Raw genomic sequence first — 14,238 nt, 5'->3', positions numbered from 1 at the left:
AGAATTTAAGGTGAAGTAGCAGATTGCTCCAGTGTGTCATTATTCACCGTCAATTGCGAGGCTATCAAGTTTTGCTCCTCAAAATGTTGGCGATAGCGATTTCGCAAAATATCGATACGCTGCACAAAGGCACGGGTTTGTTTAAACGGGGGCACGCCCCCATAGTGCACCACATTGCTGGGGCCGGCATTGTAGGCTGCGGCCGCAAGTTTGGCATTGCCCTTAAAACGCTTTAACAAATGGGCGAAATAGGCACTGCCGGCGGCAATGTTTTCCGCGGGGTCGAAGGGATCGTTAATATTAAACTCTTTAACCAGCAGCGGCATAAGTTGCATTAGGCCCTTGGCACCCTTATGGGATTCGGCCTTGGGATTAAAGTTGGACTCCGCATGCACGATTGCCTTAAGCAGTGCCAGATCGATGCCGTGCTCTTTGGCGGCGTCAACCAGGTGCTGATGATACTTTTCTGTGTACAGGGGAGTTCTGTGCCAGGCGGCTAATTTCTCTTCGCACTGGGCACACTTCAATTCTACCACCTCAAAACCGCGGACTTTGGGTTTGGCATCGGTAAAAACCGCGATCCCTTGTTGGTTGTAGTAATGATAGATGGTGGATTGCGCCTGAACTGCAAATGTTGTCCCTAATACGGCAAATAATACAAACACTTTCAAGGCATTAAGTTTGAACGAAAAGGGTCTTTCCATGGTGTGTGCTCGCATTTTGAATCATCTTTGAGTTTAGCACAGGCTCATGATTTAGGATGAGAATTTACCACTTAAATGAATTTTTGCTTAATGACCAGAGTGTTAGCTTTTCATGCGCCTTGCTTTTAAACACGGCTAATCGGGCCAAAACACATTTTGTGCACAATTGCCTAACAAATGAATTGGCGTCTTTTTTAAGTTGGCATTGTTCATGCTCAGAGTGTAGGGAGGCAGAGGTTTTTAATAAAAACCAGGGTTAACAACCAAAATTGCACTATTTTGGCGCGAGGGCTGCACTGTAATAAAGCGTCCATATTTGCCTGTTAGCCTGATTGAAACTTTGCAAAACACACCGATTTGCTTAGCAGTATCCATAGCACATTGATGTGGCGATCGAATATTCAACCCTATTTGGAGCCCAGCTATGTTAAAAAAACGCTTTTTTAAAACCAAAGAAGAAGCCGAAGTCACTTTTGAATATAAGCACCCGGATGCGGAAGCGGTCGCTCTGGTCGCCGAGTTTAATCAATGGCAACCCTTGGCCATGCAGTATTCAAAAAAAGATCACACCTTTCGCACTAAGCTGCGCTTGCCGAAAAACAGCGAGTTTCACTTTCGCTATTTAATCAATGATGAGCAGTGGGACAATGACCACCAGGCCGATGCCTATGTCGCCAACGACTTTGGCACCGACAACAGTGTTGTCTCGACCTATCTGAGCTAGCACCAGTTATGGATGCATTTGCTCAGGCCTGTTACCTCATGGGGGTTGGCTATGAGTATCATAGCTATGAAGGTGAGCTGCTGCGCTTTAGTCCAGCGGTGCGCAGCCAAGCCTTGGCGGCCATGGAAGTAGATGGCACCAATTTGGCGGCCCTCAGCGCGCTTAATTATCGCCTGGATGCAGCTCCCTGGCAGCAGTTGGTTGATGAAACCACCTTGGTCAACGAGCACCAGCCACGCCTTCTGGTGCGGGTGGCGCGCTCGCAGTATCAGCAAAATAACGCCGGTGTTCATTTGCAGTTGCTTGAGGGCGATAAACAATTGCACTGGTCGTTGGCCGAGGGCGAGATTGTGGGTGACTACCATCTCGACCACGAAGTGTATTTAAAACTGGCCTTTAACCTGCCATTCAACTGGCTCGCCCCTGGCTTTTACGATGCCCAGGTGAATATCGGTGAACAACTCGCCGACACCCAGTTATGGTGGGTGCCTGAATATAGCTACCAACCTCACTGTTTTGCACCGCACGCAAAAGTGCCGGTGCAAAAGCTACTGGGCTTATCCTTTGGGCTCTATACCTTGGTCAGCGAGCGTGGTGTTGGCATTGGTGATTTTTCCGATTTAGCCGCCTTAGTGGTCGCAGCAGCAGAGCTGGGTATCGATTACCTTTTACTGAATCCCTTGCATCTGCTCGACACCACACAGGCGCAGGCCGTCAGCCCCTACAGCCCGGTGAGTCGGCTGTTATTGCATCCTTTGTACATCAGTATTGAGCTCAGTGAAGATTGCGACCCGCAACTGCGCCACGACTTGGCCGAGGCACACGCACACTATCAGAGTTTGGCTAATGCGCCCTGGCTCGATTATGAGCGGGTTTATGCCTTGAAGTGGCCCTTGTTACAGCGTCTTTACGATAATTTTTGTGCATCGGCCTGTGTCGAGCGTCGCAGTGCCTTTAGGCGTTTTCAAAGCGCTCGTCGCGATGCCCTGGATACCCTGCCAAGTGGCAGCTCGGAGCAGGATGAATACTGGCAGTGGCAGGCCTGGTTGCAGCGCAAACATTGCCAGCAATTGGCCATTACCAGTGGCATGCGCATCGGTTTGATTAACGACCTCGCCGTAGGCGTTACCCGCAGTAGCGGTGAATATCGACAATACCAGTCTCATTTTACTCAGGGTGCCGAGATAGGCGCGCCACCGGATCCTTTTGCCCGACAGGGGCAAAATTGGGGCATGCCGGCTTTGCACCCCAAACGTTTGGCGTCCGATCATTTTGCGTATTTTAAAAGCCTTTTACGCGCCAATATGCACGATGTGGGGGCGCTGCGCATCGATCACGTCATGGCTCTGCGACGCCTGTGGTGGTGCCTGGCCGACCAACAAGGGTGTTATGTGTACTACCCATTTGATGCACTGTTGGCGGTGGTGAAAATCCTCAGTCATCAAGAGCGTTGCGCCATTATCGGTGAAGACCTGGGGGTGGTGCCGCCACAGGTGCAAACGGCGTTAGCCGAATCGCGGGTATTAACCAACACGGTGTTTTATTTCTGTCGTGATCACCAGGGTTTTTTTGCACCAAAGCAGCTGCCCGAGCAGACGCTGTTGATGATCAGCAATCATGATCTTCCGCCCTTTGCTGCCTGGTGGCAGGGGAGCGATATCGACCAGGCTATCGAACTGCAGCTAATAAGTGACGAACAAGCACAGGACATGTATGGCGAGCGTGAGAGTCAGCGCCGGCAGTTGCTTGAACTACTCAGTGAACAAGGTCAGCAGTGCAACCTGGAGTCGGCGAGTGAAGACATTTATTCGGCCCTGTGCCAGGTATTGGCAAGGGCACCTAGTCGCCTGCTCACCTTGCAACTCGATGATCTGGACAACCAGCACGTGGCGGTCAATGTGCCCGGCACCCATACCCAATATCCCAATTGGCGACGGCAACTAAGCACCCAGGGCGGTGCTATTTTGGCCCGCCAGGCATCCCTTCTTCAGCAATTAGGTAGAGCAAGACATGGCACGTAGCGCGAGCAAATTCGAGTACCCGGTTAATTTAGACGATGCCCTGGCGGCTCTTGAACAGGCCCGAGTGGGCGAGCCGCGCCAGTTGCTGGGTCATCAATGCATAGATGGCGCCTGGTATATTCTAGTTTATAAACCCGGTGCCGAGTCTGTGGCGGTGGTGTTTACAACGGGCACAACCGAGGCCCAGCGTTATGGCGACTCAGCGCTGTTTTTGGCGCCCAGTAAAGCCCGGTTTGAACCCTACGAGCTGCTTATTCGCTACCCGCATTTAACCCGTCAGGAGGCGGATCCCTTTAGTCTGCCCTTGGGGTTAAATGCGGACGATCTTTATTATTTTCGCCAGGGGCAAGAGCAGCAGGCGCAGCGCCATTTAGGCGCACACCCCATGGATATCGATGGCATCCAGGGCGTACGTTTTAGTGTGTGGGCGCCCAATGCCCAGGCGGTGAGCGTAATAGGCGATTTTAACCATTGGGATAAGCGCCAGCATCCCCTTAGTCGCGTCGATGACTCCGGCGTGTGGGCTATTTTTATTCCCTCGGTGCCGCCGGGTAGCTGTTATAAATTCTCCATATACAGTGCCTTAGGTGAGCACCTGGTTAAGGCCGACCCGTATGCCTTGGCCATGGAAAAGCCCCCGGCCACCGCATCCATAGTCACCGCTGCGCCAAGGCTTACCCCGCTGAGTCCCGACTATTATGAGCAGCGCAGTGAACGCAATGCCATTGATGCGCCCATTAGCATCTACGAGGTGCACCTCGGATCCTGGCGGCGCGGTGAAAATAACGTGTATTTAACCTATCGCGAACTGGCGGAGCAACTGCTGCCTTATGTTGAGGACATGGGCTTTACCCATATTCAATTGATGCCCATCAGCGAATATCCCTTTGACGGCTCCTGGGGCTATCAGGGCATAGGCCTGTTTGCGCCGAGTGCACGCTTTGGCAGCGCCGAGGATTTCGCCTATTTTTGCGAACGATGCCGCACCGCGGGGATTGGCCTGCTGCTCGATTGGGTTCCCGGGCACTTTCCCGGCGACAGCCATGGCCTGGCCCGTTTCGATGGCACCCATTTATATGAGCATGCGGATACCCGCCAGGGCTTCCACCCGGATTGGCACACCTATATTTACAATTATGAGCGCCAAGAGGTGCGTAGCTTTTTGGTGTCGAATGCCACCTATTGGCTGGAACAGTTCGCCGTCGATGGCCTGCGTGTCGATGCCGTCGCCTCCATGTTGTATCTCGATTACAGCCGCGAAAATGGCCAATGGCTGGCGAATAAATACGGTGGCCGCGAAAACCTCGGTGCCATCGACTGTTTGCAGCAAATCAACAGTGTCTGTTATGCCCGCAACCAGGGGATCATGATGGTGGCGGAAGAGTCCACCGCCTGGCCCGGTGTCACCAACAGCGTTGAGCATGGCGGCCTGGGCTTTGGCTATAAATGGAATATGGGCTGGATGAATGACTCGCTCAAATACATGCAGCTCGACCCCATCTATCGTCAATACCATCACCATGAAATGACGTTTTCATTGGTCTACGCCTTTAGCGAGAACTTTATCCTGCCGCTCAGTCACGACGAGGTGGTACACGGCAAGGGCTCCTTGTTACATAAGATGCCCGGGGATCTTTGGCAGAAATTCGCTAATCTGCGGGCCTACTACGGTTTTATGTGGGCTCACCCGGGCAAAAAGTTACTGTTTATGGGCGGCGAATTTGCGCAGCACCATGAATGGAACCACGACATGTCCTTGCAGTGGGATTTGCTGGTGCATGACAGTCACCAGGGCATACAGCGCTGGGTACGCGACTTGAACCAGGTGTACCGTCAATACCGGGCCTTGCATGATAACGACCGTGACCCCAATGGCTTTACCTGGCTGGATGGCGATAACAGCGCGCACAGTATCTTCAGCTTTGTGCGCACAGCGCGCGATGGTGCCCAGAAGGTGGTTTGCGTGCATAACTTTACGCCTCAGGTGCACCATGATTTTCGCGTCCCCTTACCCGAGTCGGGGCGCTACCGGGTGTTGCTCAACAGTGACGACGAGGGCTATGGCGGCAGCGGGGTGGCCGTAATCGCCGATGAAGAGGTTGGGATTGACGCCGAGCCGGTGCCTTGGTTACAGGAGTCTTACTCGCTGCAACTAAGCCTGGGACCACTGGCCAGTATTTATTTGCTGTGGGAGCGCGAAGTCGATGCAGTGGCTAACCCGTAACGGCAAAACTGACCCCTTGGGCGCTTCGGTCAATGCCGAGGGCGTGAACTTTTGTGTTTTTGCCGAGCATGCTGAGTCTGTGTCTCTGTCCCTGTATGACCACTCCGGCCATAGCGAAGTGGCTCGAGTGCCTTTGCATCGCGGCGAAGCCGGGCTTTGGAGTGTGCAAATCGATGGCCTTCACGCGGGGCAGCTCTATGGCTATCGGGTGCATGGCCCATTTGCCCCACAACAAGGTCAGCTCTACAACGCCAATAAGCTTCTGATTGACCCCTATAGCTATGCGCTCCATGGGGAGTTTCAGCCCAGCGTGCGCCATCGCGCCATCGATGAACAGGGCGTTTTATGCCCCTTGGACAATGCCCATCTTATGCCTAAATCCAAGGTATGTCAGGCGACCCCTTATACCGGCAAGCGCCCGGACATCCCCTGGTCGGAAACGGTGATTTACGAGTGCCATGTTAAGGGTTGGTCGGCGCGCCACAACGGCATTAGCCCGGCCAAGCGCGGTACCTTTTTAGCCTTGGCCGAACACACCTTTATTGAGCATGTGAAGGCCTTAGGGGTCACCAGTGTTGAGCTGATGCCGGTACACGAATTTATCAGTGAGCCGTTTTTGGCGCCGTTAGGGCTTAGTAATTACTGGGGATACAACACTCTGAGCTATTTTGCTCCGCATCGGGACTATGCCCTGGATCACCCAGTGCAGGAGTTTACCGAGATGGTCAGTAAACTGCACAGCGAGGGTTTGGAGGTGATCATCGATGTAGTCTACAACCACAGCAGTGAGGGCGCCTTGCTTGGGCCTTGTTGTCACCTGCGCGGATTTGATAACCGGGCCTATTATCGCCTTGATGGCCAAGGCCAGTATATCAACGACACCGGCTGCGGTAATACCCTGGCGCTGGAGCATCCGCAAACCCTGCAATTGGTGCTTGATAGCCTGCGCTACTGGTACCAGGTCTTGGGCGTAGACGGTTTTCGCTTTGATCTGGCGCCCATTCTCGGTCGCAATAAAAGGGGCTTTGACGCCGCCCACAGTTTCTTCCAATGTCTGGCGCAAGACCCCATATTGCGCCGTGCCAAGGTCATTGCCGAGCCCTGGGATATAGGCCCGGGCGGTTACCAGCTGGGTGCTTTTGCGCCGCCGTGGCGGGAATGGAACGACCAATATCGTGATGTGGTGCGCCGTTTTTGGCGAGGTGATGCCGATATGCTGGGGCTGCTGGCCAAACGTCTGCATGGCTCGGCCGATATCTTCGTCAATCGCCCCCCGAGCAGCAGCATTAATTTTATTGTCAGCCACGATGGTTTTACCCTGACCGATCTGGTCAGTTATGAGCACAAGCATAATCAGGCCAATGGCGAGCATAACCGCGATGGCCACAGTGCTAACTACAGCTGTAATTATGGTGTCGAAGGGCATAGCCAGGACCCGCAAGTTAAGGCGCGTCGCCTAAAAGCACAAAAGAATCTGCTGCTTACCCTGCTGCTTTCTAAGGGGGTACCCATGCTCAGTGCCGGCAGTGAGCTCGGTCATACCCAGGGCGGCAATAATAATGCCTATTGTCAGGATAACGCCATTAGCTGGCTGGCCTGGCACGATTACAACAGTCACCATCCCTTGGCGAGTTTTATCAGCGAGGTGCTGACCTTACGTCGTTACTTCGCCATTTTTACCCTGGACAGGCATGTCCATCCGGACGATCCCCGCTTTAGTTTGCTCTGGTATCGCCCCGATGGCACACAAATGCAAACCCAGGATTGGCACGATGCCAGCCTGCATACCCTGATCTACACCCTGGTCGATAACGAGCGTCAGCAGAGTTTGGCCATAGTGTTACACCGAGGTGGCAGTGAACGCACCTTGCGTTTGCCGCCTTTGGCCTTGAGCTCAGATGCGCCCGAACCTGGTGATGAGTGCGTACCAGGGCGCTGGCACTGCGTACTCAGCAGTGATAGCCACACCTTGGGTGAGAGCGATAAGCGCACGCCACCGGACCTCTACGAGGGCGACGAACTGACCCTGAGCCCGGGTTCCAGCTCGGTATTTAGCAATATTCCCTGGCCGCAAATAGTGAGACCTTCAGCATGACAAAACCTGCACCACAATGCCAACCCTACGACTGGCAAGAAGCCCCCTTGCTCGACAGCCAAACCCTGGCCGTCGACCTGGCCCGGCACTTTCACTACACCCTGGGTCGCGACAAGGTAGGGGAGTCGCAGCATTATCTTTATCAGGCTCTGGCGCTAACCATACGTGACCGCTTGGTGGCACGCATGCGTCATACCCGTAATGACAACGCCGACAAACGCAGCGTCTCCTATCTGTCCTTGGAGTTTTTAATTGGCCGCAGCCTTAATAACGCCATTTTAAATCTCGATTTGGCCGATGAAGTTACGGCGGCACTGGCAAACTACTGCGCCGAGCTGGAGCACGTGGCCGATGCCGAGCACGATGCCGGCCTGGGTAATGGCGGCCTTGGGCGCCTGGCGGCGTGTTTTCTCGATAGCTGTGCGGCCATGGGGCTGCCGGTGACCGGTTACGGTATTCGCTATGAATATGGCATGTTCAACCAGCGCCTGGACAATGGCTATCAGGTAGAGCAACCGGATCACTGGTTGCATGAGGGCCACCCCTGGGAGCTGCCGGCACCGGACCAAACGGTGCGGGTTAAATTCTTCGGCCATGTGGAGGTGTATAAAGACGCCAGCGGGCGCAGCCATCGCGTGTGGGTCGACACCCATGATGTGTTTGCCGTGCCCTACGATGTGCCTGTCCCGGGCAGTGGCAATGACGTGGTCAACACCTTAAGGCTATGGAAAAGCGAAGCCACCGATGAGTTTGACCTGAGTGAATTCAATGCCGGGGGCTATGCCGAGGCGGTGGCGAAGAAGAACCTGGCCGAGCAGATCTCCATGGTGCTGTATCCCAACGATGCCTCGGAAAACGGCAAAGAGTTGCGCCTGCGCCAGCAATACTTCTTATGCAGTGCGTCCTTGCAGGACAGGCTGAAGATCTGGTGTGAAAAGCACGGCGACGATTTTACCGAGTTTGCCGATTACCATGTGTTTCAGCTTAACGACACCCATCCGAGTATTGCCGTGGCGGAGCTGATGCGTTTGCTCATTGATGAGCACGCGCTCGATTGGCCGCAGGCCTGGGAGATAACCACTAAAACCATGGCTTACACCAACCATACCTTGTTGCCAGAGGCCTTGGAAAAGTGGTCGGTGGCCTTGTTTGCCCGGCTGTTACCGCGCTTGCTGGAGATTATTTATGAGATCAATGCCCGATTCCTGGTCGAGGTGGCGAAGCAATGGCCGGGTTGCAGTGACAAGCAAAGAGCGATGTCGTTAATCGAAGAGGGCGCCGAGCCTCAGGTGCGCATGGCGTATCTGGCCATCGTTGGCAGTTACTCGGTTAATGGCGTGGCGGCGTTGCACAGTCTGTTGCTAAGGCAAAACCTGTTTAAAGACTTTTACGAGCTATGGCCGCATAAATTTAATAACAAGACCAATGGCGTAACCCCCAGGCGCTGGCTGATGCATTGTAATCCCCAGCTGGCGGCGCTGATCACCAGCAAGATTGGCGCGCACTGGCAAGATGACTTTAGTGAGATCAGCAAACTGCGCCGTTATTATGATGAACCCCAATTACTGGCGCAGTGGCAACAGGTAAAACAGGCTAATAAGCAGCGCCTGTGCGCCCTGGTGCAGTCGCAGTGCGGCGTCGAATTTGACGCCAACATGCTCTTTGACGTTCAGGTTAAACGCATTCACGAATACAAACGCCAGTTGCTCAATATTCTCCACGTTATCCATCTGTATCGACGTATTTGTGATGGCGACACCGAGACCATGGTGCCGCGCTGTGTGCTCATTGGCGGCAAAGCGGCGCCGGGCTATTTTATGGCTAAGCAGATCATCAAGTTGATCAGCAATGTGGCGGCGACCATCAATAACGATGCCAAAGCCAGGCCCTGGCTCAGGGTGGCGTTTTTGCCCAACTATAATGTCACCGCCATGGAAACCATTTGTCCGGCGGCGGATCTGTCCGAGCAAATCTCCACTGCGGGTAAGGAGGCCTCGGGCACCGGCAATATGAAATTTATGATGAACGGCGCCATTACCATAGGCACCTTGGACGGTGCCAATGTGGAGATGCGTGACGCCTTGGGGGGCGAGCATTTCTTTGTGTTTGGTGCCGAGATTGATCAGGTCGATACCATTCGCAGTCACTACAACGCCAAGGACATCATCGCCGGAGATGAGAATTTATCCGCCGTGCTGGCGCTGCTAAAAAGCGGCCATTTCAACCTCTGTGAGCCGGGGATCTTCGATTCCATTCTGGCGGCGCTTTACAGCGATTCGGATCCCTGGCTGACCTGTTACGACTTTGCCGATTATTGCCAGGCGCAGGAGCGCGTCAGCAAAGCCTACGAGGATAAACAAGGTTGGACGCAAATGAGTGTGTTAAACACCGCCGCATCCGGCCCGTTTTCCAGTGACCGAACCATTGCCCAATACAGTCAAGAGATTTGGCGCCTAAGCCCGATTGCTTCACCCCAAGGAGAATAGTATGCCCAGTTATGCCAATCGCTATATTAGTAACCTGACCCGTGATACCTATGCCTTGATCCTCGCCGGTGGCCGAGGCTCGCGCCTGCACGAGCTCACCGACTGGCGAGCTAAGCCGGCAGTGTATTTTGGCGGCAAACACAGGATCATCGACTTTCCGCTGTCTAATTGCATCAACTCGGGCATTCGTCGCGTTGGTGTGGCCACTCAGTATAAGTCGCACTCGCTCATTCGCCATGTGCAACGCGCCTGGGGTCATTTCAAAAAGGAGCTGGGTGAGTCGGTGGAAATTCTACCGGCGTCGCAGCGTTACGGTGATGACTGGTATTGCGGTACCGCCGATGCGGTGTTCCAGAATATGGATATTATTCGCCACGACTTGCCGCGCTATGTGATGATTTTATCCGGCGATCATGTCTATCGCATGGACTATGGTGCTCTGCTGGCCAAGCATGTGGAAACGGGTGCCGACATGACGGTGTGTTGTATCGAGGTGGATAGTCAGGACGCGGCGAACACCTTTGGGGTGATGACGGTGGATGAACATAATCAAATCCGCCGCTTCGATGAAAAGCCGCCGGTGCCTAATGAAATTCCCGGCAAGAGTGGCCGCTGTCTGGCATCCATGGGTAACTATGTGTTCAACACCGAGTTTTTGTTCGAGCAATTAAAAAAGGATGCACAAAATTCCTGCTCGGGCCGTGATTTCGGTCACGACATTATTCCTGCACTGATAGATAAACATAAGGTGTTTGCCTTTCCGTTTACCGACCCGAATATGTCGGGGCAACCCTATTGGCGCGATGTGGGCACCCTGGACTCGTTCTGGGAGGCGAATATGGAGCTGGTATCGCCAGAACCAAAGCTGGATCTTTACGACCCAAGCTGGCCAATTTGGACGTATCAGGAGCAACTGCCACCGGCCAAGTTTATTTTCGATGATGATGACCGTCGCGGCATGGCGGTGGACTCCACGGTATCCGGCGGCTGTATTATTTCCGGTTCAACGGTGCGTAAATCCCTGTTGTTCTCCAATGTCTATGTGCATTCCTACTGTGAAATAGAAGAGGCGGTGGTGTTGCCCGGGGTGGTGGTTAACCGCAATTGCCGTATAAAACGGGCGATCATCGACCGCAGCTGTAAGATTCCGGCGGGTCTGCACATAGGCGTCGATCATGATCAGGACCGCGCCAACGGCTTTAGGGTGTCTAAAAACGGTATCGTGCTGGTGACCCGCGATATGCTCGCGGCCTTGGCGGCAAAGACCAACAGCGCCGAGCAGCAAAGGGCCTAGTTCTTATGAGTGCAGTATTATTTGTAAGTAGCGAAAGCGCCGCGATTAGCGGCGCCAAGGTAGGGGGCGTTGCCGATGTGGTTGCCGAGGTGTCAAAGGCTATTGCCGAGGTAAATACAGGTCTCAGCGGTAATGGGGTACAGGTGGTGCTTCCCGAGTACGCCTGCCTGGAGTTAGCTGAGCGCACGCTTTGCGGTCAATACTCGGTGAACTTTGCGGGCAATCAGCTAACCCTGAATTTATATCGGGTGCTGGTGGAGCAGGGGGTGACGCACTATGTATTGAGCCACCCCTGGTTTAATAGCGCCGAGGTGTATCACAATGACACGGATAATCGCCCCTTCGCTGCGGATGCCAGCAAGTTCGCATTATTCTGCGTGGGGGTGGCCGAGGCCATAAAGCAGGGCGGCTTTGGCGAGCTTGAGGTGTTGCACCTGCATGACTGGCACAGCGCTACTCTGGCGGTGCTACGGGCGTTTGCGCCTCAGTATCGGTGCCTGCAGGAATTACGCACCGTTTATACGGTGCATAACCTGGCGCTGCAGGGCACGCGCCCGTTTAGCGGCGATGAGTCATCGCTGCAAACCTGGTTCCCCTGGCTGGGTTATGATGGTCAGCAAATCTGCGATCCGCACTACCTGCACTGCTATAACCCGGTGCGCGCGGCCATTACTTTGTGCGATAAAATTCACCTGGTGTCGCCAACGTATGTTGAGGAAGTATTGCAACCGAGCGACCCAGAGCGGGGCTTTATCGGCGGTGAGGGCTTAGAGGGCGAATTACAAAAGGCCCATCAACAAGGTCGTTTGGTTGGCATATTAAACGGCTGCGATTATGAACAAGAGGCCGCATCTTATCCGCCTAAGGCGCTTTGGCCATTAACGCAGCAGGCGTTGTTTTCGGCCATGGCCAAGCAGCCACAACTCAGCAGCGGCCACTATATTGCTCATGTGCGCATGCAACAATGGCAGCAGTTGCAAATTAAACCTTGGTTGGGTTCGGTGGGACGGGTGACATCGCAAAAGGTCGCCTTGTTAGCGCAGCGATTGGCAAAGCCCTTGGCACAGCCTATGGCATCGTCAGAAGGAACTTTAGTTATCGATGCGGTGCTCGATGAACTGGCCAAAGAACAAAAGCATTTTATTATGCTCGGCTCCGGCGACCCATACTATGAATCGCTCTTAACTCAAGCCATGGCCAGACATGATAACTTCCTCTTTATCAATGGGTTCTCCCTGGCGCTAAGCGACGCCATCTATGAGCTGTGTGAGCTCTTCTTTATGCCCAGCTCGTTTGAGCCCTGTGGTATCAGCCAGATGCTGGCACTGCGCAGCGGCACACCTTGCCTGGTGCACGGTGTTGGCGGCTTAAAGGATACGGTCAAAGAAGGAGAGAACGGCTTTGTATTTAATGGCGACAGCCCAGCAGAGCAAGGTGAGCAGTTACTGGCGTGCCTTACTCGTGCTCTGGACATGCACAAAGATCAGCCCCAGGATTGGCAAGAGCTAAGTGCAAACGCCAGAGAATGTCGCTTTAGCTGGCATGAGGCCGCCAAAGCCTATTTAAGCGAGCTTTATGGAGATTAATTCGCTTTAGTATTGCGCAGCCATATCCTTTATTCCCGATTCTGACACCGGGCCGAACTGATGCTCGGCTCGGTGTCAGAAACAGATCTTCGCCCCATATCCTCAAAAACATGGATAAGTAAAAACGCGTCAATTACGTCGTTTTGGCACGCTATGTAATACACAAAAACGGCTCGATTATGTGGTAATAAGAGATAGGTTACTGATTTTAATTGGCAAAAATAAAGTACATAGCGAGCCACGCAAGGCTCGAATAAGTGAAGGCACGTTTTTTATGGCTCGTTTCTCGATTGCGTGTGAACAAAACACCTGATAACTTATTGCTATTATTGAATAAAAAAGTTTATTAGTGGGCAATGGTGAGGTTGTGGATAACTTCCTTAACCGGGAATTCGCACTAATAAGCTGTTATACTCCCTTATAGATATGAGCAAACTCGAACAGAAGTTACATGAATTTAGCTGTAGGAAAGAGCATGAGAAACTCGTTTCTAGTTTAGATCCTATGATGCACGCACTTTTTGAGTCTGTCCCAAGAACAGATAGGAAAGAGGCAGTTAGAAATTTAACTCTTTCTAGTTGGAATAACGGCGAATTTAAGCCTAGTCGAGAGCATGTTGTTAGCTGGAGTCGAACTGAATATCCCGATTTCCAATCTACGATAATATATATCAAAAAGTTGAAAATTCCTGACCATTATAAAGGTTGGCTAAGTTTTGACTTTCAAGGAATGCATTATCAAATGAGTGCCAAAGAATTTAAATCAAACTTATTTGGTATCATGCAATTACTAGCTTGCGAAAATGGTGGTTTTAGAGATTTGTCCTGGGTCGGAGAGTCACAGGATTTTGGAGTTATCTTTGAGTTCAACGAAAACCAAAGCCCCCAATTTGAAGTATGTGTTTGGGGAATATAACAAGCCAATAAAGTGGTAGGTCAAAAAACAGTTGGTTTGTCGCTCGTACCTCGCTAAAGTATAACCAACTGATTTTTAGCCTCTTATTGGGGCGTTATGTAAAGGACTTACCCAAAAAAAGTAGACACCTTCTATAGTTAGAAAAAGAGGTGTCTCATGACTAAAAAGAAAAGAACCCAGGCCTATACC

At 52.7% G+C, this 14,238-nt stretch carries 9 protein-coding genes; 8 read left to right on the top strand and 1 reads right to left on the bottom strand.

All coding sequences use genetic code 11. From position 1 onward, the window contains the following. Positions 1 to 5: 5 nt before the first annotated feature. The gene (locus tag C2M36_RS14615) at positions 6 to 704 is read right to left on the bottom strand and encodes a lytic transglycosylase domain-containing protein (protein ID WP_158678960.1); all 699 of its coding nucleotides are present in this window, start codon (positions 702 to 704) and stop codon (positions 6 to 8) included. Positions 705 to 1,128: 424 nt separating this feature from the next. On the opposite strand from C2M36_RS14615, the gene C2M36_RS14610 reads away from it, so the two are divergent. The 8 genes from C2M36_RS14610 (at position 1,129) to C2M36_RS14575 (ending at position 14,049) form a co-directional block, all read left to right on the top strand. Continuing rightward, complete coding sequence (locus tag C2M36_RS14610) at positions 1,129 to 1,428, top strand: isoamylase early set domain-containing protein (protein WP_105189611.1); 300 nt, start codon at positions 1,129 to 1,131, stop codon at positions 1,426 to 1,428. An 8-nt stretch (positions 1,429 to 1,436) separates the two neighbouring features. Further along, complete coding sequence (gene malQ, locus C2M36_RS14605) at positions 1,437 to 3,449, top strand: 4-alpha-glucanotransferase (RefSeq protein WP_105255538.1); 2,013 nt, start codon at positions 1,437 to 1,439, stop codon at positions 3,447 to 3,449. Continuing rightward, positions 3,439 to 5,673 carry a 1,4-alpha-glucan branching protein GlgB gene (gene glgB, locus C2M36_RS14600; protein WP_105255537.1) on the top strand — a complete coding sequence of 745 codons (2,235 nt, stop codon included), beginning with the start codon at positions 3,439 to 3,441 and terminating at the stop codon, positions 5,671 to 5,673. The genes malQ and glgB overlap by 11 nt, the downstream gene beginning before the upstream one ends. Further along, complete coding sequence (gene glgX, locus C2M36_RS14595; protein ID WP_105255536.1) at positions 5,654 to 7,768, top strand: glycogen debranching protein GlgX; 2,115 nt, start codon at positions 5,654 to 5,656, stop codon at positions 7,766 to 7,768. Before glgB ends, glgX begins: the two co-directional genes overlap by 20 nt. Further along, on the top strand, positions 7,765 to 10,254 hold the full coding sequence (locus C2M36_RS14590) for a glycogen/starch/alpha-glucan phosphorylase (protein ID WP_105255535.1): 2,490 nt from the start codon (positions 7,765 to 7,767) through the stop codon (positions 10,252 to 10,254). The genes glgX and C2M36_RS14590 overlap by 4 nt, the downstream gene beginning before the upstream one ends. Before the next feature lies 1 nt (position 10,255). Further along, a complete protein-coding gene (glgC, locus tag C2M36_RS14585) occupies positions 10,256 to 11,548 on the top strand; it encodes a glucose-1-phosphate adenylyltransferase (protein ID WP_105255534.1) in 1,293 nt (430 codons plus the stop codon). Between the two features lie 5 nt (positions 11,549 to 11,553). Then, complete coding sequence (locus C2M36_RS14580; protein WP_105255533.1) at positions 11,554 to 13,134, top strand: glycogen synthase; 1,581 nt, start codon at positions 11,554 to 11,556, stop codon at positions 13,132 to 13,134. Between the two features lie 426 nt (positions 13,135 to 13,560). Then, positions 13,561 to 14,049, top strand: a complete 489-nt coding sequence (locus C2M36_RS14575; protein ID WP_105255532.1) for a hypothetical protein — start codon at positions 13,561 to 13,563, stop codon at positions 14,047 to 14,049. The last annotated feature ends 189 nt before the right edge of the window (positions 14,050 to 14,238 follow it).

Origin of the sequence: Pseudoalteromonas sp. T1lg75, assembly GCF_002964705.1 — a bacterium.
In the GTDB taxonomy this organism is placed as follows: Bacteria; Pseudomonadota; Gammaproteobacteria; order Enterobacterales; family Alteromonadaceae; genus Pseudoalteromonas.
This window is presented reverse-complemented; position numbering and strand designations above follow the sequence as displayed.